The following is a 23,977-nucleotide window of genomic DNA, read 5'->3' as shown; positions in this document are numbered from 1 at the left end:
GAACCATGGCGGCGAACCGACCCCGCGCGGTCTTCGTGACGCGAGAGACCGACTACGAGCTTCTGGTCGCGCGCCACGCGACGCGCGACCAGGCACGCTTCTTCCTGCAGACGCGCGGCCAGCGTCTCGAGGATGTCGAGGTCCGGCACGACAACTTCCATGCCGTGCTGGGCGCGGCACGGGCCTCGGTGCCGGCGGATTGGCGCCAGACCTTGGTCAAGCGCGCCCACCTCGACCGTTTCCTGTTCGCGGCCGACGACGTTGTCGTGCCGGTGGGACAGGATGGGCTGGTCGCCAATGTCGCCAAGTACCTCGACGGCCAGCCCGTGCTCGGCGTCAATCCGGCGCCGGATCTCTATGACGGTGTGCTGGTGCGCATCGGCGTCGGCCGGCTGGGCAAGCTGCTCGCCGCCAGCATAGCCGGCAATGTCGGCATCGAAGCGCGAACCATGGTTCAGGCCGAGCTCGACGGAGGCGAAACGCTCCTCGCGCTCAACGAGATCTTCGTAGGCCACCGTAGCCACCAGTCGGCCCGTTACCGGATCGAGGCCGGGGGCGAGGCGGAAAACCATTCCTCCAGCGGCCTCATCGTCGCCTCCGGCACCGGCGCGACAGGCTGGGCGCGCTCGATCATGGAAGCGACGCATCTCGACCTGTCGCTCGGCCGCGAAGAGCACGCGGTGGGCTTCTGGGTGCGCGAGCCGTTTCCGAGCGTCGCCACGACCACCAATTTGCGTGCCGGCAAGATCACCGAGAACCCGCTTCTGATCACATCGCGGATGAACGACGGCGGCGTCATCTTCGCCGACGGCATCGAGCAGGATTTCATCGCCTTCGACTGGGGCAGGCAGGTCCAGCTGCAGCCGGCATCGCGGGCGCTACGGCTGGTCGTCGATCAGTGACCGACGGGTGTCGGCGCGAGGTGGATGCCGCCGCGTCGGAGCCAGCCAGTTCGACGGGACGGCCTAGGGGCCGCCCCGCCTGCGTTGCCTTCCCGGTACGGCCTAGTGGCCCGATCCGGCATGCCCACCGACCTGTTCGGGCAGTGATGGCGCCTCGCTTCCGTTCAGTCGATCAGACGGATATCCGCATCCGCCAGGCAGTAGGGCGCGTAGCGGAAATCGCGGATAGCCGCGACCTCTTCGCCGCGCCACTCGACCAGCATGAAGCCGCGGACCGCGCCGTCCGGAGTCCGCGGATCGCGGATCAGGATCGCCGGCCGGCCGTCGACAAAACCGAGCGAGAGCACCCAATCGCTGACGCGGTCGTAATTGCCGAAATAGGTCGAGGCTTGCTTCTTGCCTCTGAGACGCGTGCGGTTGACGACTTCGAGCTGGATATCCTCGGCGATCAGCGCCCTGACGGCGTCGAAGTCGCGCGCGTTGAACAGGTCGACGTAGTGGCGCAGTCGCCGCTCGTCGTCGGCATCGAGCGCCGGCATGACGGCTTCTTCCGGCGCTGCTGCCAACGCCCTCAACTCGGCCCGCCCGCGATGCAGCGCCGCCTTGGTGGCGGCCAGCGTCGCGCCCGTCGCTTCGCAGGTTTCGGAAAGGCTGAGGCCGAGCACGTCGACCAGGATAACGGCGCTGCGCTGCGGCAGAGTGAGCTGCATGAAAGTGCGCAGGCTGGTGGCAGCCGCAAGCCTCGCCTCCGCGCTGGCGGAGAGGTCTTCCACTCCGGTCATATCGGCCTCGCTTAAGCGGGAACGCTCCCGCTGGCGGCGGCGCAGATGGTCCTGCGCCGCATTGTGGGCGATGCGAAACAGCCATTGCTCCGGACGGTCGACTGCGGCGTTGCCGTCGATCGCCTGCAGCGCCTTCAGCACCGTCTCCTGCACGATGTCCTCGCCGTCGATGACGGAGCCGGCCATGCGGGCTGCGTAGCGGTGCAGCTTCGGACGCAGGCCGGGCAGCATCGCGTCCAGCGCCGCCCGGTCGAATTTCGATGACATCATTGCGTTCATTCCCGAGCAGGCTGCGGCACGGCGCCAAGGCCGCGCCGGCACTGAGGTCAGGCCGGCATGGCCTCAACGGCATTGTCCAGCATACGATAGTTGCCGACGATTTTTGCCGCCGATCTGGCGAGAGGGCCGGACCGCCGCTCGGCGTGGTCGGCGCCGAAAGTCTTGAAGGAGTCGAGCCCGGTCAGGGCGGCGCTGTCCTTGTCATACCCGACAAGATGCACGAACTCGCCATTCTCCAGCTCCAGAACGAGGTAGCGCACGGATAGCGGCTTCGTTTCGTCGAGCGCCTCGAACACCTTTGCAACCAGCATACGGTTTTCGGCGATGCTTTCATCCTTCACGCCGTAGCGGATGAGACTGTAGCCCATTGTCATCTCCTTTTCTGGGTTTGCACACAGAAGACGTTCCGCAGCATCGAAAAGATTCTCAGGGTTTCCGAATCTTTTTGCGCATCTGCGTCGTCCTTCATCCGTCGAGGCCGCGCGGCGGCCTCCGCGATGAGGAGAGACATCATGCATATCCAGTTTGCCGAACTTCCGGTATTCGATCAGGACCGCGCCAAGGCGTTCTACACCGACCATTTCGCCTGCCAGGTGGCAGCCGACCAACCGATGGGCGACGGCGGCTGGCGCTGGATCGAGCTGGCATTTCCCGACGCCGTCACCAACCTGCATTTTATCAGACGCGCCGATGAGGCGCCGGGGGTCGAACCAGTGCTGGTTCTGGTCGATGGCGATGTCGAAACGACAATCGCCGCGTTGAGGGCGCGCGACGTCGAAATCATCACCGAGCCTCAGGAAGCTCCGTGGCAGCCTGGCCGCACCGTTGCCGAGTTCCGCGACAGCGAGGGCAACCGCATGGTTGTCGCCGGCAAATGACCGGCGCGCCAGACCGAATCTTGAGAAGCAACGGGAGAGATGGAATGACCCTCCAATCGTCGACGCTGAAAGTGCCGGGCGCCAGCCTGTATTACGAGACGCCCGGCTCCGGCCCCGTGCTGCTGATCATCCCCGGCGGACCGCAGGACGCCGGTGTTTTCGCCGGGTTGGCTGGCCGTCTCGCCGACCGATACACGGTGGTCGCCTACGACCCGCGCGGCAATTCGCGCAGCACCTTCGACGAGCAGCCTGAGGAACAGAACCTCGATGTCCATGGCGACGATGCCGCGCGGCTGATCGAGGCGCTCGGCGCCGGGCCTGCCTATGTGTTCGGTACCAGCGGCGGCGCCCAGATCGGGCTCAATCTCGCCGCCCGCCATCCTGGCCAAGTGCGGGCGCTGGTGGCGCACGAACCGCCCAGCATGATGTTGCTTGACGACCCGTCGCATGCGTTGGCCGGCATGCGCGACCTGCACGATACCTATCGCAGCCAAGGCGTCGGGGCGGCGATGCGGAAATTCTTCAGCGAGAACGGCCTGTCCGAAGGGCCGGATCAAGGTGAAGCAGGGCCGAACGATGCTGAGACCCAGGATGCGCCGCCGCCGTTTGAACCGACACCCGAAGAGGCCGAGACTTTTGCGCGCGTCAGCAGCAATTTCGAATACTGGCTGGCGCATGGCGTCATGCCGCTCTCGCTGTACCGTCCCGACGTCGAGGCGCTGCGTGGCGCCGCTGTCGTAGTCGGTATCGGCGAAGAGTCCGTCGGCCAGCCGATCGACGGCATGGGCAAGGCGCTGGCCGACAGGCTCGGTGTCAAGCGCGCCGCCTTTCCCGGCGACCATATGGGTTTTGGGCACTATCCCGATCGCTTCGCTGAGACCTTGCATCTGGCGCTCGGCGGCGTAGGAGCCTAGTCCGCAGGTTGACCCTGGTACGGCGTCCGCGCCTGCGGGGGCCGGTCTTCCCTCAGGCGACCGCCTTGGCCGCCGCCCGCCCGGCGCTGCGGCCGGAGAAGATGCAGCCGCCGAGAAATGTGCCTTCCAGCGCGGCATAGCCATGCACGCCGCCGCCGCCGAAGCCGGCGGCTTCGCCGACCGCATAGAGGCCGGGGACCGGCTGGCCCCCGGCATCGAGCACGCGGCTGTCCAGATCGGTCTGCAGGCCGCCCAGCGTCTTGCGGGTGAGGATGTTGAGCCGCACCGCGATCAGCGGGCCGTTCGCCGGATCGAGCATCTTGTGCGGCTTGGTGGTGCGGATCAGCTTGTCGCCGATATAGGCGCGGGCGCCGCGCAGTGCCGTGATTTGCATGTCTTTCGAGAACGGATTGTCGAGCTGCCGGTCGCGGGCGCGGATTTCGCGCTCGACCTCGGCGACATCGAGCAGCGGCTCGCCGCCAGCCAGCGCATTCATGCGCTTGACCAGCGTCGAAAGGTCGGCCTCGACGATGAAATCCTCGCCCTTCTCCATGAAGGCTTTGACCGGGCCGGGAATGCCTGACGTCGCGCGGCCCAGCACCTGGCGCCAGCTCTTGCCCGTCAGGTCCGGGTTCTGCTCGGAGCCGGACAGCGCGAACTCCTTCTGGATGATTTTCTTCGTCAGGATGAACCAGGAATAGTCGAAGCCGGTGCGCATAATGTGGCTGAGCGTGCCCAGCGTGTCGAAGCCCGGATAGAGCGGCACCGGCAGGCGCTTGCCGCGCGCGTCGAGCCACAGCGACGACGGGCCGGGCAGGATGCGGATCGCGTGGTCGGTCCAGATCGGCGCCCAGTTCCTGATGCCCTCGACATAGTGCCACATGCGGTCGCGGTTGATGATCGAGCCGCCGGCCGCCTCCGTGATCGCCAGCATGCGGCCATCGACATGGTCGGGCACGCCGGTGATCATCCGCTTGGGCGCGGTACCCAGCCGATGCGGCCAGTTCTTGCGCACCAGCTCGTGATTGGCGCCGATGCCTCCGGAGGCGACGATCACCGCTTGCGCGTGCAGTTCGAAATCGCCGGCGATGTCGCGCGCGCTCTTGCGGCCGCGCTCGACGCTGCTTGGCTCGAGGATGTCGCCGCGCACGCCATCGACGGTCGTGCCCGTTCGCGTCAGCTCATTGACACGATGGCGGAATTTGAACTGGACCAGCCCGCGTTTCTCCGCTTCCCGCACACGCAGGACAAAAGGTTCGAGTACGCCGGGGCCGGTGCCCCAGGTGACGTGGAAGCGCGGCACCGAATTGCCGTGGCCGATGGCATTGCCGCCGCCGCGTTCCGCCCAGCCGACGACGGGAAAGAATTTCAGCCCGCGTTCGATCAGCCAGGAACGCTTTTCGCCGGCGGCAAAGCCGACATAGGCCTCGGCCCATTTGCGCGGCCAGAAATCTTCCGCGCGGTCGAAAGCCGCGGTGCCCATCCAGTCTTCCAGCGCGAGATCGTGCGAATCGCGGATGCGCATGCGCCGCTGCTCCGGCGAATCGACCAGAAACAAACCGCCGAACGACCAGAAGGCCTGGCCGCCCAGCGACTGCTCCGGTTCCTGGTCGACGATGATGATCTTCTTGCCGGCCTCGGCCAGCTCGGCCGCGGCGACGAGGCCGGCCAGCCCCGCGCCGACAATGATCACGTCCGCGTCAGCCATTTCTCCTCCCAGGATTAGCCGGCTTTCTTAATGCAGAGGTCAGACGGCTTCCCAGCCGTCCTTGCCGCCGGCGCGGAAGATGGCATCGATGACCTTCTGGTTGAGCACCGATTCCTCCAGCGTGAAGACGCGCTCCTTGCCGCCCTGCGCCGCCCTGGCGAAGGTCTCGACCTCCAGCCGGTACTGCTGCGTGCCGGGGAAGCGGAACACCTGCGCCTCGGTGTGGTTCTGGTTGTGCAACTCGACCCGATGGTGGTCGTAGAGCCCGGCATTGAACGGCGAGAACACCTCGATGAAACCCTTCTCGCCGTGGAACACCATCACCTGCCGCGCCGCCATCTGCGTCGACAGGTAGAAGGACAGTTCGAAGTCGCCGAAATCGGCGCGGATCGAGGAATAGATGTCGGTGCCGAAGGTCTTGTCGCGCTCGATCGTCGCCTGCACGCGCTGCGGCTCCTTGCCGGTCGAAAAGCGTGTCGACACCGTCGGGTAGACGCCGATGTCGGGCAGCGCGCCGCCGCCGAGGTCGAGCTGGTTGCGCATGTTCTTGGGGTCGACATTGTAATAGGAGAACGCGCCCTGCACATGGCGCAGCCGGCCGATGGCGCCGCTGGCGATGAGGTCGCGCACCTTGATCCATTGCGGGTGGTAGATGACCATGAAGGCCTCGCACACCAGCACTTTCTTCTCATCGCGCAGTTGGATCAGCGGCGCGATGTCCTTGGCGTCGAGCGCCAGCGGCTTCTCGACCAGCACATGTTTTCCCGCTACGATCGCCTTCGCCGTCCATGCGACATGCTGCGAGGTCGGCAGCGGGATGTAGACGCCGTCGATGTCCTTCGACGCGAGCAGTTCCTCATAGGAGCCGAAAGCATGCGGCGCGCCGAAACGGTCGGCGAGCGCCCGGGCTTTCGCCAGATCGCGGCTGGCGATCGCCGACAGGACGCCGTTCTCCGCCTCGACGATCGCCGGCAACAGCTGCTCGCGGCCGATCTTGGCCGTCGACAGAACACCCCATCGGAACATCACGCTTCTCCATGTCGAATTGCATCATGGAGGTGTGCCCCAATTCAGGGGAAAAGCCAATCGCAGACGCGGGTCACAAAGCGTCTTCGTCATCCTCGGGCTTGACCCGAGGATCCATTCCGTGACCTGTGACGTAAGGTGCAACGGTGCAGAATTCTGTAACCGTTGCAACGCCTTAGCATCACGGAATGGATCCCCGGGTCTGCGCGCGTCGCTTCGCTCCTTGCTTCGCCCTGGGATGACGAACCCGAGGGGGGCGAGCTTGGAACTAGCCCCTCTTGCCCGTCAGCGTCATGTCGAAGTTGACGACGTTGGAATAGATCGGCGTGCCGACATCCATGCCGTAGCGCGACCTCAGCACCCTGCCGGTGACGTGGAATTTGATCGTGCCGGCCTTGAGGCTGCTGAGCTCGGCGGTGAATTTTTCCGGAAACGTCTTGCCGCGCGCCGTCAGCCGGCCGGTGACCAAGGCCGTCGTGTCGCCGGTACGGGTCACGCTGGTCGAGCGGAACTGGATTTCCGGGCTGTTGGCGCTGTCGAACACCGCGTCGGAGCGCAGGAAGGCATCGATGCGGTTCTGGCCGGTGCCGACGCTCTCGGGATAGATGGTGAGGTTGACCTGCGAGCGTTCGACATTGGCGTCATCGATGCGGATGCTGCCCTTGAAGCGGGCGAAGGCGCCGTCGAACCCGCCGCCGCCGGCCTTGCCGATGGTGAAACGGATGCTCGATGCGGCCGGGCTGATCGTGTAGCTGCCGGCGGCGTCGCTGAGCGCCACTGCCGCGTAAACAGGCATGGCAAGGCAAGCAGCAACGGCCGCGTATCCGAGGATCCGCGCATGCATGGGGATGGTCCTTTTGCTGAGGCAGCGCATTGCTGCCTTCTCGCCTCACCAACGAATGACGATGCCGTTCTATTCCTCACCTGACGAAGGCGTGATCATGCGCGCAAGCACGCTATCGCGCAGCCAGAAATGGTGGCGCAATGCCGCCAGTATGTGCAGCGCGACAAGCGCGATGCCGGCATAGGCAAGATACCAGTGCGCCGCCGTCCAGAAGCTCTCCGCCGCGTCGGATACGGCCAGCGGCAGGTTGGGCATCACGAACAGATTGAATGGCATGCTGGGGATTTCCAGCGTCGAGACCGACACCAGCGCCCAGCCGGACAGAGGCAGCGCGATCTGGAAGGCATAGAGCAGAATATGCGCGAGTGGTGCTGCCCGCCGCTCCAGGGTGCCGACCGATGACGGCAAGGGTGGCACCGCATTGCCGAGCCGCCACGCGACGCGCAGGATGATCAAGCCAAGCAGCAGGAAGCCGAAGGATTTGTGCAGCTGGATCAGCTCGAAGGCGGTGCGCTGGCTTTCGATCCGCATCATCGCGAAGCCGAGCACGAACTGGCCGATGAAGATCAACCCGATCAGCCAGTGCAGGATGATCGTTGCCCAGCCGTAGCGGGTGGAGGTGTTGGTGATTGACGATTCCATGGCCGAAAAACGCCGCTGAGGTCAGCTTTCTTCCAGGCTACCCTATGCCCCACTCTCCACACAATTCCGGGCGCCGGCGGCGGCCAATAAGGTTGGCGACCAACCTTGGAGCGATGGTTTCGCCGCGGGCCTGCAGCGCGCCTACCCGCTCACCTTGAAGAAATCCACGAAAGCCCTGAGCGCCGGCCGCATCTGCCGACGGCTCGGATAATAGACGAAGAAGCCGTCGAAGGATGGGCACCAGTCATCCAGCACGCGGATCAGCCTGCCGGTTGCGAGCGGGGTGCGGACATAGTCCTCGAAGACGAAGGCGAGCCCGGCGCCGCCGACCGCCGCCTGGGCGATCAGATGGTCCTCGTCGAGGATTAGCGGCCCTTGCGCAGCGATCTCGATCTCCTCGCCGTCCTTCTCGAACTCCCAGCGATAGAGGATGCCGCTGGAAAAGCGGAAGCGGATGCAGCGGTGGTCGGCAAGCTCGCGCGGGTGGCTCGGCTTGGGGCTGGTCGCGAAATAGGACGGCGCGCCGACCACGGCACCGCGAAGATCCGGGCCGATGCGCACCGCGATCATGTCGCGCTGCAGGCTCTCGCCGAGCCTGACGCCGGCGTCGAAGCCGCCCTCGACGACATCGGTGAAGCGGTCCTCGATGACAATTTCCAGCACGATGTCGGGATAGGCGACGGCGAAGGCGCCGAGCCTCGGCGTCAGCGTCAGGTGCGCTGCCGTGCGCGGCACGGTCAGCCGCAGGTTGCCGGCCGGTCGGTCGCGCGCCTCTACCGCCGTCTCCAGCGCAAGGTCGATCTCGGACAATGCTGGCCGCAGCCGTTCGAGCAACTGCGCGCCCTCCTCTGTCGGCGCCACGCTGCGCGTGCTGCGGGCCAGGAGCCGCACGCCGAGCCGGGCCTCCAGGCTCGACACCGCGTGGCTGACTGCCGACGGCGCAATGCCGAGCTCGCGCGCGGCGCCGCGGAAGCTGGCGCATTGGGCGACCGTGGCGAGCACCGCGAGCTGGGAAAGGTTCGTTCGGTTCATTGATCTATCTTTTGGAACAAGTTGTGCGAAAGAGACATGATTATCGAACGGCGTGCAAGGCACTATTTCTCCCCCATCGCAACAAGGAGATGCGCCATGCAAACCCGCAAGCTTGGAACTGAACTCGAAGTCTTCCCCGTCGGCCTCGGCTGCATGGGCATGAGCTTCGGCTATGGCGGCCAGCCGGAAGCCGAGGCGATCGCCACGCTGCGCCGCGCCATCGAGATCGGCGTCACCTTCTTCGACACGGCCGAGGTCTATGGCCCCTACGAGAACGAGATCCTGCTCGGCAAGGCGTTGAAGCCGGTGCGTGACAAGGTGACGATCGCCACCAAATTCGGCTTCAAGATCCTGGAGGAGGGCAGCGGCACCGACCGCATGGCCGGCGTCGACAGCCGCCCCCAACATGTCAAGGCAGTGGCCGAGGCCTCGCTCAAGCGCTTGAATACCGATGTGATCGACCTCTATTACCAGCACCGTGTCGACCCCAACGTGCCGATCGAGGACACAGTCGGCGCCATGGCCGAGCTGGTGCGCGAGGGCAAGGTCCGCGCCCTCGGCCTCTCGGAGGCGAGTGCGACGACCATCCGCCGGGCGCATGCCGTGCACCCGATATCGGCGGTGCAGAGCGAATATTCGCTGTGGAGCCGCGACCCCGAGGATGAGGTGTTCGCCGTCTGCCGCGAGCTCGGCATCGGCTTTGTGCCCTACAGCCCGCTGGGACGCGGCCTGCTCACCGGCACGATCGCCAAGCCCGATGTCCTCGGCGCCGGCGACTGGCGCCTCGGCCTGCCGCGCTTCCAGGCCGAAGCCATGGCAGCCAACGCCAAGGTTGTTGCCACACTGGAAAAGATGGCGGCGGAGAAGGGCGTGACATCGGCACAACTGGCGCTCGCCTGGGTGCTGCACCAGGGCGATTTCATCGTGCCGATCCCCGGCGCGCGGAAAATCCGCCATCTGGAGCAGAACACGGCAGCAGCCGGGGTCGAATTGAGTGCTGCGGAGGTGGCTGCCATCGGCGACGCGCTGTCGCCGGATAAGGTGGTCGGCAAGCGCTATACCGAGGAGCTGATGGCGCTGGTGAATGGGTGAGTACGCAGAATGCTGAATGGAAAGGGACGCTTCGGCGCCCCTTTTGTTGAGGTGCTGGTGCGAGGCACCCCCTCTGTCCTGCCGGACATCTCCCCCTCAAGGGGGAGATTGGCTGTCACCGCCGCTTTCGCCAATTACGAACGTTTGAAGGAAAGGCGCGGCGTCAAAGCTGCTGATCTCCCCCTTGTGGGGGAGATGCCCGGCAGGGCAGAGGGGGGCGCCTCGCACACACCTATCTTACCAGGCCACCATACGAATCTCCGGCCAATACTCCCGCGCCCGCGCCCCCTTCACCTCATGCGTCCGCTGATTGTCCAGCGCCCGATTAGGCGTGATGCGGAAGGAAAAAATATCGTCGAGCCCGAACGGCGCCACAAGATCGAGGCGCCCCTGTGCATCGTACCGCACTCCAACCGCGTGCGTCTTCGAAGCAAAATAGCTGACGGACTCGCTTGCGCTCGCATAGCGCGGGCATTCCTGCCCGAACTTCTCCGGATACCACAGATGCACCCGCGCCTGGTTGCGCACCTCGACCGGCAGCGCCAGCCCTGCGAAGTGCAGCGCCGCCCGGCGGATCACCGCATCCTCGGCCTCGTAGGAAAGGTCGGCATCGTCGAAATAGAACAGGTCGACATCCTTGATGCCGTAGCCCGGCGGCTTGCCGGTCAGATGGTTCCAGACGCTGTTGTAGAGCGCGCCCGACACCATCAGCCAGTCCGGCAGCGCGAGATCACGCACCCGCGCCAGTGTTTCGCCAATGAGCGGGTCGGTCGCGATGATGCCGAGGAACGCCGCGCGCTGTTCTTCAAAAGGAAGGCCGGAATAGCGCAGATGGTCCATCGCCCTTTGGAGGACGATTCGCCATCTGACGGCAATCCCCTCAAGTCCTCAGCACGCCGCCCGTCTGCTTGTTGACGTTCTCGACGATGCGTTTGGCCAGCGCCTCGAAATCCTCGTCGGTCAGCGTCTTCTCGAGCGGCTGGATCGACACCTCGATGGCGATCGACTTCTTGGCCGCGCCCAGTGACGCGCCCTCGAAGATGTCGAAGACCGAGACGCCGGTGACCAGCTTCTTGTCGGCAGCGAGTGCGGCGCGCACCAGCGTGCCGGCCTCGACCGTCCTGTCGACGACGAAGGCGAAATCGCGCTTCACCGCCTGGAAGGCGGAGAGCTCCAGCTTCGGCTTGGTCCGTGTCGGCTTGGCTTTTGGCTCCGGCACCGCATCGACATATACCTCGAAGCCGCAGAGCGGCCCGGAGACATCGAGCGCTTCCAGCGTCTTCGGATGGAACTCGCCGAACGTGCCGAGCACCGTCTTCGGCCCGAGCTTGATCGTGCCGGAGCGGCCGGGGTGGTACCAGGCCGGGCCGCCGGGCTCGATCTGCAGCCGGTCGACCGGCGCGCCGCAGGCTTCGAGCGCGGCGATCGCGTCCGCCTTGGCGTCGAACACGCCGACTGGCCCGGAATTGCCGGCCCAGCTGCGGCCGGAGCCGTCGAGTTTGGCCGTGCCGCGCCGCACGCCGGCGGCGACGCGCCGCTGCTGGTCGGGCAAATCGCCTTCATAGGTGCCGGAGACTTCGAACAGCGCCACGTCGCCGATGCCCCGGTCGGCATTGCGTTGTGCCGCCGAAATGAGCCCAGGCAGCAGCGAAGGCCGCATGTCCGACATGTCGGCGGCGATCGGGTTGGCGAGCTTCAGCGCCGTCTGGCCGCCGCCGAACAGCTCGGCATGCTTTGCCGGAATGAAGGACCAGGTCACGGCCTCCATCATGCCGCGCACGGCCAGCGCTCGCTTCGCCGCGCGGGTGCGGATCTGCAGTGTCGTCAGGATCCTGCCGTTGACCGCGTCATGCGCGCCAAGCGGCTGCGGCGCGATGTTGTCGACGCCGTGGATGCGCATCACCTCCTCGACCAGGTCGGCCTTGCCGTCGACATCCGGCCGCCAGGACGGCACCTTCACCTCTACGTCGTCGCCCGAACTGCGCGGCTCGAAGCCCAGGCGGGTCAGGATAGCGAGCGCTTCCTCTCTTGGCACCTCGATGCCGGTCAGCCGCCTGACCTCCGACAACGGGAAGGAAACCACCTTCGCCCTGTGGCCGGCATAGCCGGCAACCTCGATCTCCGTCGGCATACCGCCGCAGAAGTCGAGCACCAGCTTTGTCGCCAGTTCGAGGCCTGGCACCATGAATTCGGGGTCGACACCGCGTTCGAAGCGGTAGCGCGCATCGGAGATGATGCCGAGCGTGCGGCCGGTGCGCGCCGTGGTAATCGGGTCCCAAAGCGCCGACTCGATCAGCACGTCGGTGGTGTTCTCATCGCAGCCGGAATGCTCGCCGCCCATGATGCCGGCGATGGATTCGACGCCGTCCTCGTCGGCGATCACGCACATCTCGGGCGTCAGCGTGTATTCGCGGCCGTCGAGCGCCAGTACCTGTTCGCCGTCCTTTGCCCGGCGTACGGTCAAGTTGCCGGCGACCTTTGCGGCATCGAACACATGCAGCGGCCTGCCGCGGTCGAAGGTGACGTAGTTGGTGATGTCGACCAGAGCGCTGATGGGCCTAAGCCCGATGGCGAGCAGCCTCTGCTGCAGCCATTTTGGCGACGGGCCGTTCCTCACGCCTCTGACCAACGTGAGCGCGAAGCCGGGGCAGAGCTCCGGAGCCTCGATCTTGACCTTGACTGGACACATGCCGGTACCGGCATGTGGCATGATCCCGCCGCCGACGAGCCGGCCGAGCCCGCTCGCCGCGAGGTCGCGTGCGATGCCGTAGACGCTGGTCGCATCCGGCCGGTTCGGCGTCAGATTGATCTCGATCACCGGGTCGTCGAGATGGGCATAGGCGGCGAAGCTGGTGCCGAGCGGCGCATCCGCCGGCAAGTCGATGATGCCATTGTGCTCGTCGGAAATCTCCAGCTCGCGCTCGGAGCACATCATGCCGTGGCTCTCGACGCCGCGGATCTTGCCGACCGAGAGCGTCACGTCGATGCCGGGAACATAGGTGCCGGGCGCGGCGAAGGCGCCGATCAGGCCGGCGCGGGCGTTCGGCGCGCCGCAAACCACTTGCACCGGCGGCTTGCCGTCGCCGGTGTCGACCGTCAACACGCGCAGCCGGTCGGCGTCGGGATGCTGCACTGCCGTCAGCACTTTAGCGATGACGAAGGGCTTCAGGCCCGCCTTGTCGTCGACATGTTCGACCTCGAGGCCGATCGCGGTCAGCCGTTCGACGATCTCGGTCAGCGACGCGTCGGTCTCGAGATGGTCCTTGAGCCAGGAGAGGGTGAATTTCATAGCTGTGTTCCGTTGGGTCTGGGCACGCTGGTCTTCAGGTGTCTCGGCAAGTCGTCCGGCATGTGCAGGAAGGGAAGCTGCTCGCGCACATGGGCATGGTGCGTCGGCTTGAAATAGGCCGGCATGTCCATGGCACCGAGCGTGAAATAGATGTGGCCGTTGAGCCGCCCGTCCACATAGGCGATTGGCGAGCCGCAAATGCCACAGAAGGATCGCGTCACCGGGCCGTTCTCGAACTTCTTCAGCGCCTTGCCGTCGAGCGCCACCTGGTCGGCCATGAAGCCGACAAAGGCCGACACCGGCGCGCCGCTCGCCCGCCGGCAATCGCCGCAATGGCAATAGCTGATGTGGTGCGGCTCGGCTGACGCCTCGAACCGCACCGCGCCGCAGCGGCAGCCGCCGGTGTGCGGCGCTGTCATGCGGAGAGGCCTCCGAACAGCGTCGGCATGTCGAGCGGCCGGAAGCCGTAATGCGACAGCCAGCGCACATCGGCGTCGAAGAAGGCGCGCAGGTCCGGCATGCCGTATTTCAGCATGGCGATGCGGTCGATGCCCAAGCCCCAGGCAAAGCCCTGGTATTCGTTGGGATCGAGTCCGCCATGGCGCAGCACGTTGGGATGCACCATGCCGCAGCCCAGTATCTCCATCCAGTCGGAGCCTTCGCCGAAGCGCACCTCGCCGGGCCGCGAACGGTCGCACTGGATGTCGACCTCGAGGCTCGGCTCGGTGAACGGGAAGAAGGACGGCCGGAAGCGCATCTTGACGTTAGGCACCTCGAAGAACGCCTTGCAGAACTCCTCCAGCACCCACTTCATGTTGGCGACGTTGGCTGATCTGTCGATCACCAAACCCTCGACCTGATGGAACATCGGCGAGTGCGTGGCGTCCGAATCCTGCCGGTAGGTCTTGCCGGGAATGACGATGCGGATTGGCGGCTTCTGCCGCTCCATGGTGCGGATCTGCACCGGCGAGGTGTGCGTGCGCAACAGCTTGCGCTCGCCCTTCTCGTCCGGCTGGAAGAAGAAGGTGTCGTGCATCTCGCGCGCCGGATGGCCTTCCGGGAAGTTCAGCGCGGTGAAATTGTAATAGTCGGTCTCGACATCGGGACCTTCGGCGATGGCGAAGCCGAGGTCGCCGAAGATCGCCGCGATCTCGTCGATGACCTGGCTGATCGGATGGATGCGGCCGCGCTCGGCCGGCGACTGGCGCACCGGCAGCGTCACGTCGACTGTCTCGGCGGCCAGCCGGGCAGCGATCGCCACGTCCTTCAGTTCCGCCTTGCGCGCCGTGAGCGCCTCGGTGACGCGGTTCTTCAGCCCGTTGATCGCCGGGCCTTTCACCTGCCGCTCCTCGGCGCTCATCGCGCCAAGCGTCTTCAGCATTTCGGAGACCGAGCCCTTCTTGCCCAGCGCCGAGACACGCACCGCCTCGATCGCCTGCTCGTCGGCGGCCGACGCAATGTCGGCCATCAGGGAATTTTCGAGAGTTTCCATGTCACTCATGTTCCAGACCTGATTGAGCCAAAGAAAAACCCGCGCCAGCCCTGCCAGCGCGGGTTTCCCAAATCAAGTGTCGAATAAGCTTGGGAAGGCGCTGGTTAGGCTACAGCGCTTTCAAAAGCGTTCGGCGTGGTGTTCTTGAGGTATTCGAGCGCGACCTTGGCCTTGGCCACCAGCGCGGCGAAAGCCTGCGGCTCGTGGATGGCCATGTCCGACAGGACCTTGCGGTCGATCTCGATGCCGGCCTTGTTGAGGCCGTCGATGAAGCGGCCATAGGTCAGGCCGTGCTCGTGGGTCGCGGCGTTGATGCGCTGGATCCACAGCGCGCGGAACGAACGCTTGCGGTTCTTGCGGTCACGATAGGCGTACTGCAGCGACTTTTCCACCGCCTGCTTGGCGATGCGGATGGTGTTCTTCCGGCGGCCGTAGAAACCCTTGGCGGCTTTCAGGACCTTCTTGTGCTTGGCGTGAGCGGTGACGCCTCTCTTTACGCGTGCCATGTCATGATCTCCTTAAAACGTTGTCCAGGCCGAATGCTCAGAGGCCGTTCGGCAGAAAATTCTTGATGACCTTCTTGCCGTCCGGTTCAGCCAGAACCATCGTGCCGCGGGCATCGCGAATGAACTTGTTGGAACGCTTGATCATGCCGTGGCGCTTGCCGGCGGCAGCCGACAGCACCTTGCCGGTGGCAGTAATCTTGAACCGCTTCTTGGCGGCCGATTTGGTCTTCATCTTGGGCATTTTGCTACTCCGTATTGTGGGCGCACCATCGCGCTTCTTGTTCGCTTCGGGCCGACCAAAGCCCGAAAAGCAAATGAAACCGCCACGGCATGCCCTGCCGGGCGGTTTTTGTTTTTTGCTCTGCGTATCGTGCGTTCCGTAAATCAGAGATGATTTCCGGGCCGATACGCGGAACGGCAGTCCTATAGATCAAAGCGGGCCCGGGCGCAACACCTCAGGCTGTGCGACGCTCTGTCCTTCAGGGAAGGCGGAAAAGCACCGGCAGCACACCCGACTGCTGCGCGCCGTCAATCAGCTCGAAGGCCGGCAGGGCGACCAGGAACACCAGCCCGTCGAGCAGCGTGGTGAGCAGCAGGCGCGGCTTGAAGCTGCCGGTATCGCCTTCATCGTAGAGCGAGAGGTTGGGAAAGAAGCGCGGCACGCGCGCGACATAGGTCTGGTAGGGTGCGCCGAGCGCCTCCTTGAGGAACTTCTCCTCGCGCAGGATGACGATGTGGAAGGCGCCGGCGCATAGGGCCGCGAAGAGGATGATCCCGGTGAACGAGCCGATCTGCGCCCCGACGCCGGCGGCGGCGACCGTCGAGAACACATAGAGCGGGTTGCGGGTGATCGAGTAGGGGCCGCCGGTAACCACTTCGGAGGATTTGCGTCCGCCGATATAGAGCGTCGACCACAGGCGGCCGACGACGCCGAGGAAGATCAGCAGCACACCCAACATCTCGATCGACTCATGCACCCAGGTATCGGGCGGAAAGGTCGACTGGCCGAACAACAGCGCTGCGAACAGCACCACGATCAGCACCGCAATCACCATTCTGCGTATTTGCTGGTAATTGCCCAACCCATATTTTGCATGGGTGGTGTCAGGGAATTTGACGTCATCGACCATGATACATCCGATCGTCGAGATTGCCGGCGATCGGATTGAAAACTGGCGCCCCGCCGATCGTCGGGACGCCCTGCTCCGCAATTCAGGCGGATTTTAGGGCACGCTGCGGTGAAGGCTGGTCAATTCTGCTTTCTCGAAGCCGTGATCGAAGCGAAGGCTTGGGCAGTCATGCGGCACGGATCGGACTGGAAGAAGGTGCCCGCCCCGTTTAACGGGGCGCCAGCACCATCATCATCTGGCGGCCTTCGAGCTTTGGTTCCGCCTCGACCTTGGCGATCGGCGCCACCTCCTCGCGGACCTTGTTCAGAAGCTGCATGCCGAGTTCCATATGCGCCATCTCGCGGCCGCGGAAGCGCAGCGTAAGCTTGACCTTGTCGCCTTCCTCGAAGAAGCGGCGCACCGCCTTCATCTTGGTCTCGTAGTCATGGCTGTCGATGTTCGGGCGCATCTTGATCTCCTTGATCTCGATGACCTTCTGGTTCTTGCGCGCCTCGGCCGCCTTCTTCTGGTTGGCGTATTTCAGCTTGCCGAGATCGAGGATTTTTACGACGGGCGGCTGTGCGTTGGGCGATATCTCGACGAGGTCGAGCCCGGCTTCTTCGGCGAGCAGCAATGCGTCGTTGATGGAAACTTCGCCACGGTTCTGGCCTTCGGCGTCGATAAGCTGGACCCGGGGAACCCGGATGTCACGGTTGGAGCGCGGCCCATCCTTGGTGGGCGCCGCTGCTTTGAAAGGTCTGCGAATGGTCGTGGTCTCCTTGGGCCGTTTCGTTCAGGGTTCAAAAGTTCGGATCGTCGGGACGCGCCAATGTGGTGAGCGCGCGGCGCAAGTCAATAGCACAGGCTTCTCAAGAAATCACCTGATCCCGCGCCTGCACCAAGCAAAGAAAGTTACTGAGCACTTTTCGTCGAACGCCCCGCCGTGCCAAAAGACCGGCGTGAGGAACAGGACCTACCGCCAGCCATGACCGCCAACGCTCCCGTGTATCTGGATGTCGAGGGAACCAGCATCGCCGTCAGGCAGGCGCAAGGTGCCGCGCCCGGCATCGTCTGGCTCGGCGGCTACAAATCGGACATGCTGGGCACCAAGGCCGAGACGCTGGCCGGATGGGCGGCAAAAGATGGCCGGGCCTTCTTGCGCCACGATTATTCCGGACATGGCGAGTCCGGCGGCGCCTTCGCCGACGGCACCATCTCGAAATGGCTGGCCGAAAGCCTTGCTGTGTTTCGCCGTTTCACGCAGGGCAGCCAGATCCTGGTCGGCTCCTCGATGGGCGCCTGGATTGCGCTGCGCATGGTGCAGGAGCTGCGCAAGACGGGTGACGCCAACGTCGCCGGCCTGGTGCTTTTGGCGCCGGCGCCGGATTTTACCGCCGAGTTGATCGAGCCGGTGCTGACCGAGGCGCAGAAACACGATCTGTCCGAGAAAGGGTTCTTCGCCGAACCGTCGGACTATTCGGCCGAGCCCTATATCTACACCCGTGCTCTGATCGAGGACGGCAGGCGGAACCTGGTGATGGACGGGCCGATCGATACCCATTGCCCGGTGCACATCCTGCAGGGCCTCGCCGATCCGGAAGTGCCGTCCAGCCATGCGCTGAAGCTCGCGGCGCTCCTGCCGGCCGACGACGTGACGCTTTCGCTCATTCCTGACGGCGACCACCGCCTGTCACGGCCGCAGGATCTCGACATGCTGGTGCGGGTGGTGGGCGATGTGGTGCAGCGAGGCCCGTGAGCATGCGCATCTCCATTCCGATATCCGCTTTCGTTGCGGCGATCATCGGTTTCGGCGGCACGCTGGCCGTCGTCATCGCCGCCGCCAAGGCGGTCGGCGCGACCCAGACCGAAACCGCGAGCGGGGTGACGGCGATCTGCCTGGCGATGGCCGTCGAGTGCCTGTGGCTGTCCTGGCGCACGAAGATGCCCATTATCACCGCCTGGTCGACGCCCGGTCTGGCGCTGGTCGCGGCATCGAGCGGCTTTTCCGTGGGCGAGGCGGTCGGCGCCTTCATCGTAACTGCCGTCCTTTTGGTCGCCACCGGCCTGTTCAAGCCGCTGACCCAGCTGATTGCCAGGATTCCGCCGTCCGTTGCTTCCGGCATGCTGGCCGGCATCCTCGTCGGCTTCGCCACCAATGCCTTCAAGGCCATTCCCGGCGACCCCTGGCTGATCCTGCCGCTGATCGCGGCCTTCTTCGTCATCCGGCTGTTCAACCCGGCGCTGTCGGTGCTGGCGGTGCTGATCGGCGGCGGGCTGGCCGCCTTCCTGACCGGCCGTGTCGGCGGCCTGCCGGTGCCGGAACTGTCGACGCTGACGCTGATCGCGCCGCATTTCACGGCGAGCGCCATCATCGGGCTCGCGCTGCCGCTCTACCTTGTCACCATGGCTTCGCAGAACCTCTCCGGCCTCGCCGTGCTCAGAGCCGCCGGCTATCATCCCGAGCCCGGCCCGCTGATCGGCGTTACCGGCTTCTTTTCCCTGCTGTCGGCGCCATTTGGCGGCGCCACCTCCAACCTGGCGGCCATTTCGGCGGCGATCTGCACCGGGCCGGACGTCCATCCCGACCCCGCCGAACGCTGGAAGACCGGGCCTTTCTACGCACTCGCCTATTTCGTCTTCGCCGTCTTCGGCGCCTCGCTGGTGGCGATCTTCGCAGTATTGCCGCAGAGCCTGATCGTGCTGGTGGCGGGTCTTGCGCTGATCGCGCCGCTGACCAATGCGCTTTCGATCGCGCTCAAGGACGAGGGCCACCGCATGGCCGCGATCGTCACCTTCGCCGTCACCGCTTCGGGCCTGACGCTGTTCGGCGTTGGCGCGGCATTTTGGGGCCTGGTCGCCGGCATGGTTGTGCTTTTCCTCGAAGAACTCAAAATGAGACAATCATTTCAGCCTCTTGTCCGCTTTTGGGTGCGCTCGTCTTGAATCGCTGTTTTGCCCTTCCCATTTCGATTCCACGCAGCCGGAATTGGCTGTCTCCAACGGAAGGACTGGGAGAAAATGAACACAACTGCATTGATCCGTCCGGCCTGGACGCCGGCGACCATCGCACTGATGGTGATCGGCTTCATGGTGTTCTGGCCGCTCGGCTTCGCCATGCTCGCCTACATCATCTGGGGCGACCGGCTCGACGGCTTCAAGCGTGACGTGAACCGCGCTACCGACGGCATCTTCGCCGGCTGCCGCCGCGGCTCCGACAAGGCCGCGCGCTGGGGCCACGGCTCGTCGCGCACCGGCAACGTCGCCTTCGACGACTGGCGCGAGAAGGAGCTCGACCGCCTGGCCGAGGAACGCCGCAAGCTTGACGAGATGCTGACGGAGTTCGATGAATATGCCCGCGAGCTGCGCCGCGCCAAGGACCAGGACGAGTTTGACCGTTTCATGGCTCAGCGCAACAAGCCGACCGCTCCGACGACGACCACCGGGTCGACGACTTCGAAGCGCGGCAAGGGCTCGAACCTGCTTGACGACTGAGACCCCGCGACAGGTCTCGGCACGATAGGCGGCGTCGCGCGAGCGGCGCCGTTTCTTTTTTGTTCTATCCGTTTTCCTCGAATCGCGTATCGTTCTGCCATGACCATCGGGTTCTTCCGCAATCTGACGAAACCCAAGCCAGCGCCTGTCGTCGAGCGCGAGCATAAAGTCGCCGGTCGCACGCTGCCGCTCAAGATCGTCGAGAACCACAGGGCGCGCCGGTTGACGCTGCGCATCGATTCCGGCGGCCAGGGCCTGCGCATCACCGTGCCGCCGGGCCTGCGCCGCGGCGAGGTGGAGAAATTCCTGGATCGTCATCAGGATTGGCTGGAGCAGCGGCTGGCCAAGGTGCCGACAAGGCCGCAGGTGCGGCCGGGCATCAAGATTCCGGTGCGCGGCGTGGCGCATCGCATCGTCCATGATCCGTCCAAGCGTGGCACCGTCACCATCTCGCGCGACGAGCGCGGCCCGCTGCTCATCGTGCATGGCGAGCGCGTGCACCTGCCGCGCCGCATCGCCGATTATCTGAAGCGCGAGGCCAAGCGCGAGATCGAGAAGCTGGTGGTCAAACACACCGAAGCGCTCGGCAAGCGCGCCAAGGCGATCCGCTTCAAGGACACCTCCAGCCGCTGGGGCTCGTGCACCTCGGAAGGCAATCTATCCTTCTCCTGGCGCATCATGATGGCGCCGGCGCCGGTGATAAACTACCTCGTCGCGCATGAGGTGGCGCATCTGAAAGAGATGAACCACGGCCCGAAATTCTGGAAACTGTGCGAAAAGCTCTGCCCCGACACCGACCGCTGCAAGGACTGGCTGAAGCGCAATGGCGGCGCCCTGCAGGCCATCGTGTTCGATTGACGCTGCGGGCGGCCTTGGGCCGGCCGCTCAGTCATCATTCGCCGCGTTCAGTTCCTCCGGTCGCAACCCCTCGGCGCCATGTTGTGGCCACGGCAGGAAATTGCGGTCGAAGGCGTCACCACCGAAATAATCCAGCGCGCGGTGCGCCTCGGCGCCGTTGAAGGCGGCCTTGTCCATCAGATGCGAGATCACCTCGCGCGCTTGCGCGATCTTCTGCCTGAGTTCGGCAACGGTCTGGTCGGCCATGATTGTCTGCTCCCGCCTGTTGTCCCTCTTTGAAAGGTAGTGCTTTCCGCGGTGGCGGCAACAGCATGCTTTTTCTCGACTCTTCGGCCGTTTCGTGCCAATCCCCGCGCCATGGCGCTCGACATCAAGATCTGCGGGTTGAAGACCGACGAGGCAATGGCCGCGGCGCTGGCTGGCGGCGCCAGCCATGTCGGCTTCATCTTTTTCGCCAAGAGCCCTCGCTATATCGAGCCCGCCGACGCTGGCCGTCTGCGCGAGGCGGCGCGCGGCAAGGCCCTGGCGGTTGCCGTGACCGTCGACGCCGGTGATGCGTTCCTGGATGAGATCGTCGCCAGGATGCAGCCTGATATGCTGCAGCTGCATGGCACCGAAACGCCCGAGCGGGTGGCCGAGGTGAAAGCCCGCTATGGCCTGCCGGTGATGAAGGCATTGTCGATCAGCGAAGGGGCCGATCTGGAGCGGATAAAACCGTTCGTCGGCATCGCCGACCGCTTCCTGTTCGACGCCAAGCCGCCGAAAGGTTCCGAATTGCCGGGCGGCAACGGCGTCGCCTTCGACTGGCATATCCTTGCCGGCCTTGACGCCGGCGTCGATTACATGCTTTCCGGTGGGCTCAACGCCGCCAACATCGGCGATGCCCTGAGATCAGCCAATCCGCCCGGTATCGACATTTCGTCGGGGGTGGAGAGCGCCCCGGGCGTCAAGGAACCGGCGCTGATCGAGCAGTTTTTCCGGGCCGTCAGGGCCGCGCGCGACGACCGCGCCGCCTGAGCAATTCTTGAACCAGGAGATCGGCGATGAACAAGCCGGCTATGCCCAATTCCTTCCGCACCGGGCCCGACGAGCAGGGCATGTTCGGCATCTTCGGCGGCCGCTTCGTCGCTGAGACGCTGATGCCGCTGATCCTCGACCTCGAACGACACTGGAACGAGGCCAAGAATGATCCGGAGTTCAAGGCCGAGCTAACCGCCCTGTCGACCTACTATGCCGGGCGGCCGTCAAAGCTCTATTTCGCCGAAGGCCTCACGAAACATCTCGGCGGCGCCAAGGTCTATTTCAAGCGCGAGGATTTGAACCACACCGGCTCGCACAAGATCAACAATTGCCTCGGCCAGATCCTGCTTGCCAAGCGCATGGGCAAGAAGCGCATCATTGCCGAGACTGGCGCCGGCCAGCATGGCGTTGCCTCCGCCACAGTCGCGGCGCGCTTCGGCTATCCGTGCGTCGTCTACATGGGCGCCACCGACGTCGCCCGCCAGAGCCCCAACGTCTTTCGCATGAAGCTGCTCGGCGCCGAGGTGCGGCCGGTCACCGCCGGCCACGGCACGCTGAAGGACGCCATGAATGAGGCGCTGCGTGATTGGGTGACCAATGTCGAGGACACCTATTACCTGATCGGCACCGCGGCCGGCCCGCATCCCTATCCGGAGCTGGTGCGCGACTTCCAGTCCGTGATCGGCACGGAAGCCCGCGCCCAGATCCTTGAACAGGAAGGCCGGCTGCCCGACACGATCATCGCCGCCGTCGGCGGTGGCTCCAACGCCATCGGCCTGTTCCACCCTTTCCTCGACGACAAGGACGTCCGCATCATCGGCATCGAGGCCGGCGGGCGCGGCCTCGACGGCGTCGAGCATTGCGCCTCGATGAACGCCGGCGCGCCCGGCGTGCTGCATGGCAACCGCACCTATCTTCTGCAAAATTCGGATGGCCAGATCATGGACGGCCATTCGATCTCGGCCGGTCTCGACTATCCGGGCGTCGGGCCGGAGCATTCCTGGCTGCGCGACTCTGGCCGCGTCGAATATGTGCCGATCCTCGACGACGAGGCGTTGGAAGCCTTCCAACTGACGACGCGCGTCGAAGGCATCATCCCGGCGTTGGAATCGGCCCATGCCATCGCCCATGCGATGAAGATTGTGCCGGCCATGGACAAGGACCAGATCGTCATCGTCAACCTGTCCGGCCGCGGCGACAAGGACGTGCACACGGTGGCCAACATGCTGGGCATGGAGATCTGAACATGACGACCCGCATCGACCGCCGCATGGCCAAGTTGAAAGCCGAGGGCCGCCCGGCGCTCGTCACCTATTTCATGGGCGGCGACCCCGACTACGACACTTCCCTCGCCATCATGAAGGCGCTGCCCGGAGCAGGCAGCGACGTCATCGAGCTCGGCATGCCGTTTTCCGATCCAATGGCCGACGGTCCGGCCATCCAGGCGGCGGGCCTGAGAGCCCTCAAGGGCGGCCAGACGCTGGTCAAGACGCTGAGGATGGCGTCGGAATTCCGCGCGAGCGACAATGAGACGCCGATCGTGCTGATGGGCTACTACAACCCGATCTACATCTACGGCGTCGAGCGCTTCCTCACCGACGCCAAGGCGAGCGGCATCGACGGGCTGATCGTCGTCGACCTGCCGCCGGAAATGGACGAGGAACTCTGCATCCCGGCGCTGAAAGCCGGCATCAACTTCATCCGCCTGGCGACGCCGACCACCGACGACAGGCGCCTGCCCAAGGTGTTGGAGAACACCTCCGGCTTCGTCTATTACGTCTCGATGACCGGCATCACCGGCTCCGCGCTCGCCGACACCGCCAAGGTGGCGGCGGCGGTCAAGCGCATCAAGGGTCACACCGAGCTGCCGGTCTGCGTCGGCTTCGGCGTCAAGACCGCCGAGCAGGCGCGCACCATCGGCGCCTCGGCCGACGGCGTCGTCGTCGGCACCGCCATCGTCAACGCGGTCGCCAACGTGCTGGGGCCGAAGGGCGAAAAGACCGCCGATCCGGCCGAGGCGGTGGCTACTTTGGTCAGCGGCCTTGCCCAGGGCGTCCGCTCGGCCCGCCTTGCCGCCGCCGAATAGTTTTCCTACCTCTTCCTCGTCAGGAC

The 23,977-nt window shown here is 65.0% G+C and carries 27 protein-coding genes; 11 read left to right on the top strand and 16 right to left on the bottom strand.

From position 1 onward, the window contains the following. Nucleotides 1-5: 5 nt before the first annotated feature. Complete coding sequence (locus EJ073_RS19235; protein ID WP_126057152.1) at nt 6-902, top strand: NAD(+)/NADH kinase; 897 nt, start codon at nt 6-8, stop codon at nt 900-902. A gap of 164 nt (nt 903-1,066) precedes the next feature. On the opposite strand, the gene EJ073_RS19230 is transcribed toward EJ073_RS19235, so the two are convergent. Together EJ073_RS19230 and EJ073_RS19225 are read right to left on the bottom strand one after the other, a co-directional pair. Further along, complete coding sequence (locus EJ073_RS19230; protein ID WP_126057151.1) at nt 1,067-1,954, bottom strand: RNA polymerase sigma factor; 888 nt, start codon at nt 1,952-1,954, stop codon at nt 1,067-1,069. Between the two features lie 56 nt (nt 1,955-2,010). Continuing rightward, nucleotides 2,011-2,331 (bottom strand): hypothetical protein, encoded by a 321-nt coding sequence (locus tag EJ073_RS19225; RefSeq protein ID WP_245455288.1) that lies wholly within the window; start codon nt 2,329-2,331, stop codon nt 2,011-2,013. 144 nt (nt 2,332-2,475) lie between these two features. On the opposite strand from EJ073_RS19225, the gene EJ073_RS19220 reads away from it, so the two are divergent. Together EJ073_RS19220 and EJ073_RS19215 are read left to right on the top strand one after the other, a co-directional pair. Next, a complete protein-coding gene (locus EJ073_RS19220) occupies nt 2,476-2,841 on the top strand; it encodes a VOC family protein (protein WP_126057150.1) in 366 nt (121 codons plus the stop codon). 44 nt (nt 2,842-2,885) lie between these two features. After that, nucleotides 2,886-3,755: an alpha/beta hydrolase gene (locus EJ073_RS19215; RefSeq protein WP_126057149.1), complete on the top strand. Its 870-nt coding sequence runs from the start codon at nt 2,886-2,888 to the stop codon at nt 3,753-3,755. 52 nt (nt 3,756-3,807) lie between these two features. Here EJ073_RS19215 and EJ073_RS19210 read toward each other — a convergent pair whose 3' ends face one another. The 5 genes from EJ073_RS19210 to EJ073_RS19190 form a co-directional block, all read right to left on the bottom strand. Next, complete coding sequence (locus tag EJ073_RS19210) at nt 3,808-5,463, bottom strand: FAD-binding dehydrogenase (protein ID WP_126057148.1); 1,656 nt, start codon at nt 5,461-5,463, stop codon at nt 3,808-3,810. A gap of 39 nt (nt 5,464-5,502) precedes the next feature. Continuing rightward, nucleotides 5,503-6,489, bottom strand: a complete 987-nt coding sequence (locus EJ073_RS19205) for a Gfo/Idh/MocA family oxidoreductase (RefSeq protein WP_126057147.1) — start codon at nt 6,487-6,489, stop codon at nt 5,503-5,505. Nucleotides 6,490-6,757: 268 nt separating this feature from the next. Next, nucleotides 6,758-7,333 carry a YceI family protein gene (locus EJ073_RS19200; RefSeq protein ID WP_126057146.1) on the bottom strand — a complete coding sequence of 192 codons (576 nt, stop codon included), beginning with the start codon at nt 7,331-7,333 and terminating at the stop codon, nt 6,758-6,760. Between the two features lie 69 nt (nt 7,334-7,402). Next, nucleotides 7,403-7,975 (bottom strand): cytochrome b, encoded by a 573-nt coding sequence (locus EJ073_RS19195; protein ID WP_126057145.1) that lies wholly within the window; start codon nt 7,973-7,975, stop codon nt 7,403-7,405. 141 nt (nt 7,976-8,116) lie between these two features. Next, nucleotides 8,117-9,007 carry a LysR family transcriptional regulator gene (locus EJ073_RS19190; protein WP_126057144.1) on the bottom strand — a complete coding sequence of 297 codons (891 nt, stop codon included), beginning with the start codon at nt 9,005-9,007 and terminating at the stop codon, nt 8,117-8,119. Between the two features lie 96 nt (nt 9,008-9,103). Between EJ073_RS19190 and EJ073_RS19185 the strand changes: the two genes are divergently transcribed. Further along, a complete protein-coding gene (locus tag EJ073_RS19185) occupies nt 9,104-10,099 on the top strand; it encodes an aldo/keto reductase (protein ID WP_126057143.1) in 996 nt (331 codons plus the stop codon). A 237-nt stretch (nt 10,100-10,336) separates the two neighbouring features. Here the strand turns inward: EJ073_RS19185 and EJ073_RS19175 are convergent, their stop codons facing one another. The 8 genes from EJ073_RS19175 to infC form a co-directional block, all read right to left on the bottom strand. After that, a complete protein-coding gene (locus tag EJ073_RS19175) occupies nt 10,337-10,939 on the bottom strand; it encodes a nucleotidyltransferase family protein (protein ID WP_126057142.1) in 603 nt (200 codons plus the stop codon). Nucleotides 10,940-10,979: 40 nt separating this feature from the next. Beyond that, nucleotides 10,980-13,388 carry a phenylalanine--tRNA ligase subunit beta gene (pheT, locus tag EJ073_RS19170; protein WP_126057141.1) on the bottom strand — a complete coding sequence of 803 codons (2,409 nt, stop codon included), beginning with the start codon at nt 13,386-13,388 and terminating at the stop codon, nt 10,980-10,982. Next, on the bottom strand, nt 13,385-13,807 hold the full coding sequence (locus tag EJ073_RS19165; protein WP_126057140.1) for a GFA family protein: 423 nt from the start codon (nt 13,805-13,807) through the stop codon (nt 13,385-13,387). The genes pheT and EJ073_RS19165 overlap by 4 nt, the downstream gene beginning before the upstream one ends. Continuing rightward, nucleotides 13,804-14,889: a phenylalanine--tRNA ligase subunit alpha gene (pheS, locus tag EJ073_RS19160; protein ID WP_126057139.1), complete on the bottom strand. Its 1,086-nt coding sequence runs from the start codon at nt 14,887-14,889 to the stop codon at nt 13,804-13,806. Before pheS ends, EJ073_RS19165 begins: the two co-directional genes overlap by 4 nt. Nucleotides 14,890-14,984: 95 nt before the next feature. Further along, on the bottom strand, nt 14,985-15,386 hold the full coding sequence (gene rplT, locus EJ073_RS19155) for a 50S ribosomal protein L20 (protein ID WP_042637600.1): 402 nt from the start codon (nt 15,384-15,386) through the stop codon (nt 14,985-14,987). Nucleotides 15,387-15,423: 37 nt separating this feature from the next. Beyond that, nucleotides 15,424-15,627 carry a 50S ribosomal protein L35 gene (gene rpmI / locus EJ073_RS19150; RefSeq protein WP_027166935.1) on the bottom strand — a complete coding sequence of 68 codons (204 nt, stop codon included), beginning with the start codon at nt 15,625-15,627 and terminating at the stop codon, nt 15,424-15,426. Between the two features lie 238 nt (nt 15,628-15,865). Next, nucleotides 15,866-16,516: an isoprenylcysteine carboxylmethyltransferase family protein gene (locus EJ073_RS19145; RefSeq protein ID WP_126057138.1), complete on the bottom strand. Its 651-nt coding sequence runs from the start codon at nt 16,514-16,516 to the stop codon at nt 15,866-15,868. 208 nt (nt 16,517-16,724) lie between these two features. Continuing rightward, nucleotides 16,725-17,261 (bottom strand): translation initiation factor IF-3, encoded by a 537-nt coding sequence (infC, locus tag EJ073_RS19140; protein WP_126057137.1) that lies wholly within the window; start codon nt 17,259-17,261, stop codon nt 16,725-16,727. Between the two features lie 219 nt (nt 17,262-17,480). Here infC and EJ073_RS19135 point away from each other — a divergent pair, with 219 nt between their 5' ends. The 4 genes from EJ073_RS19135 to EJ073_RS19120 all read left to right on the top strand — a co-directional run bounded on the left by EJ073_RS19135 (nt 17,481) and on the right by EJ073_RS19120 (nt 20,845). Next, on the top strand, nt 17,481-18,251 hold the full coding sequence (locus tag EJ073_RS19135) for an alpha/beta hydrolase (protein ID WP_126057136.1): 771 nt from the start codon (nt 17,481-17,483) through the stop codon (nt 18,249-18,251). A gap of 2 nt (nt 18,252-18,253) precedes the next feature. Further along, nucleotides 18,254-19,438: a benzoate/H(+) symporter BenE family transporter gene (locus EJ073_RS19130; RefSeq protein ID WP_126057135.1), complete on the top strand. Its 1,185-nt coding sequence runs from the start codon at nt 18,254-18,256 to the stop codon at nt 19,436-19,438. Between the two features lie 75 nt (nt 19,439-19,513). After that, the gene (locus EJ073_RS19125; RefSeq protein WP_126057134.1) at nt 19,514-19,987 is read left to right on the top strand and encodes a DUF2852 domain-containing protein; all 474 of its coding nucleotides are present in this window, start codon (nt 19,514-19,516) and stop codon (nt 19,985-19,987) included. A 99-nt stretch (nt 19,988-20,086) separates the two neighbouring features. Next, nucleotides 20,087-20,845, top strand: a complete 759-nt coding sequence (locus EJ073_RS19120; RefSeq protein ID WP_126057133.1) for a M48 family metallopeptidase — start codon at nt 20,087-20,089, stop codon at nt 20,843-20,845. Nucleotides 20,846-20,872: 27 nt separating this feature from the next. On the opposite strand, the gene EJ073_RS19115 is transcribed toward EJ073_RS19120, so the two are convergent. Beyond that, nucleotides 20,873-21,091: a hypothetical protein gene (locus EJ073_RS19115; RefSeq protein WP_126057132.1), complete on the bottom strand. Its 219-nt coding sequence runs from the start codon at nt 21,089-21,091 to the stop codon at nt 20,873-20,875. Between the two features lie 111 nt (nt 21,092-21,202). Between EJ073_RS19115 and EJ073_RS19110 the strand changes: the two genes are divergently transcribed. Genes EJ073_RS19110 through trpA form a run of 3 tightly spaced genes read left to right on the top strand, consistent with a single transcriptional unit; the run spans nt 21,203 to nt 23,951 of the window. Next, nucleotides 21,203-21,862, top strand: coding sequence for a phosphoribosylanthranilate isomerase (locus EJ073_RS19110; protein ID WP_126057131.1), 660 nt, complete (start codon nt 21,203-21,205; stop codon nt 21,860-21,862). 26 nt (nt 21,863-21,888) lie between these two features. After that, entirely contained in the window at nt 21,889-23,109 is a 1,221-nt protein-coding gene (trpB, locus tag EJ073_RS19105; RefSeq protein ID WP_126057130.1) for a tryptophan synthase subunit beta, read from the top strand. A 2-nt stretch (nt 23,110-23,111) separates the two neighbouring features. Further along, a complete protein-coding gene (trpA, locus tag EJ073_RS19100) occupies nt 23,112-23,951 on the top strand; it encodes a tryptophan synthase subunit alpha (protein ID WP_126057129.1) in 840 nt (279 codons plus the stop codon). Nucleotides 23,952-23,977 lie beyond the last annotated feature (26 nt).

Source organism: Mesorhizobium sp. M4B.F.Ca.ET.058.02.1.1, assembly GCF_003952505.1.
GTDB lineage: Bacteria > Pseudomonadota > Alphaproteobacteria > Rhizobiales > Rhizobiaceae > Mesorhizobium.
Note: the sequence above shows the minus strand (reverse complement) of the source record. Positions and strands in the feature narration are given on the sequence as shown.

Bases quoted from the DNA above. Each gene is read 5' to 3' on its own strand.
- EJ073_RS19235 (WP_126057152.1), top strand. From the start codon at position 6: ATGGCGGCGAACCGACCCCGCGCGGTCTTCGTGACGCGAGAGACCGAC.
- EJ073_RS19230 (WP_126057151.1), bottom strand. From the start codon at position 1,954: ATGATGTCATCGAAATTCGACCGGGCGGCGCTGGACGCGATGCTGCCC.
- EJ073_RS19225 (WP_245455288.1), bottom strand. From the start codon at position 2,331: ATGGGCTACAGTCTCATCCGCTACGGCGTGAAGGATGAAAGCATCGCC.
- EJ073_RS19220 (WP_126057150.1), top strand. From the start codon at position 2,476: ATGCATATCCAGTTTGCCGAACTTCCGGTATTCGATCAGGACCGCGCC.
- EJ073_RS19215 (WP_126057149.1), top strand. From the start codon at position 2,886: ATGACCCTCCAATCGTCGACGCTGAAAGTGCCGGGCGCCAGCCTGTAT.
- EJ073_RS19210 (WP_126057148.1), bottom strand. From the start codon at position 5,463: ATGGCTGACGCGGACGTGATCATTGTCGGCGCGGGGCTGGCCGGCCTC.
- EJ073_RS19205 (WP_126057147.1), bottom strand. From the start codon at position 6,489: ATGTTCCGATGGGGTGTTCTGTCGACGGCCAAGATCGGCCGCGAGCAG.
- EJ073_RS19200 (WP_126057146.1), bottom strand. From the start codon at position 7,333: ATGCATGCGCGGATCCTCGGATACGCGGCCGTTGCTGCTTGCCTTGCC.
- EJ073_RS19195 (WP_126057145.1), bottom strand. From the start codon at position 7,975: ATGGAATCGTCAATCACCAACACCTCCACCCGCTACGGCTGGGCAACG.
- EJ073_RS19190 (WP_126057144.1), bottom strand. From the start codon at position 9,007: ATGAACCGAACGAACCTTTCCCAGCTCGCGGTGCTCGCCACGGTCGCC.
- EJ073_RS19185 (WP_126057143.1), top strand. From the start codon at position 9,104: ATGCAAACCCGCAAGCTTGGAACTGAACTCGAAGTCTTCCCCGTCGGC.
- EJ073_RS19175 (WP_126057142.1), bottom strand. From the start codon at position 10,939: ATGGACCATCTGCGCTATTCCGGCCTTCCTTTTGAAGAACAGCGCGCG.
- pheT (WP_126057141.1), bottom strand. From the start codon at position 13,388: ATGAAATTCACCCTCTCCTGGCTCAAGGACCATCTCGAGACCGACGCG.
- EJ073_RS19165 (WP_126057140.1), bottom strand. From the start codon at position 13,807: ATGACAGCGCCGCACACCGGCGGCTGCCGCTGCGGCGCGGTGCGGTTC.
- pheS (WP_126057139.1), bottom strand. From the start codon at position 14,889: ATGAGTGACATGGAAACTCTCGAAAATTCCCTGATGGCCGACATTGCG.
- rplT (WP_042637600.1), bottom strand. From the start codon at position 15,386: ATGGCACGCGTAAAGAGAGGCGTCACCGCTCACGCCAAGCACAAGAAG.
- rpmI (WP_027166935.1), bottom strand. From the start codon at position 15,627: ATGCCCAAGATGAAGACCAAATCGGCCGCCAAGAAGCGGTTCAAGATT.
- EJ073_RS19145 (WP_126057138.1), bottom strand. From the start codon at position 16,516: ATGGTCGATGACGTCAAATTCCCTGACACCACCCATGCAAAATATGGG.
- EJ073_RS19135 (WP_126057136.1), top strand. From the start codon at position 17,481: ATGACCGCCAACGCTCCCGTGTATCTGGATGTCGAGGGAACCAGCATC.
- EJ073_RS19130 (WP_126057135.1), top strand. From the start codon at position 18,254: ATGCGCATCTCCATTCCGATATCCGCTTTCGTTGCGGCGATCATCGGT.
- EJ073_RS19125 (WP_126057134.1), top strand. From the start codon at position 19,514: ATGAACACAACTGCATTGATCCGTCCGGCCTGGACGCCGGCGACCATC.
- EJ073_RS19120 (WP_126057133.1), top strand. From the start codon at position 20,087: ATGACCATCGGGTTCTTCCGCAATCTGACGAAACCCAAGCCAGCGCCT.
- EJ073_RS19115 (WP_126057132.1), bottom strand. From the start codon at position 21,091: ATGGCCGACCAGACCGTTGCCGAACTCAGGCAGAAGATCGCGCAAGCG.
- EJ073_RS19110 (WP_126057131.1), top strand. From the start codon at position 21,203: ATGGCGCTCGACATCAAGATCTGCGGGTTGAAGACCGACGAGGCAATG.
- trpB (WP_126057130.1), top strand. From the start codon at position 21,889: ATGAACAAGCCGGCTATGCCCAATTCCTTCCGCACCGGGCCCGACGAG.
- trpA (WP_126057129.1), top strand. From the start codon at position 23,112: ATGACGACCCGCATCGACCGCCGCATGGCCAAGTTGAAAGCCGAGGGC.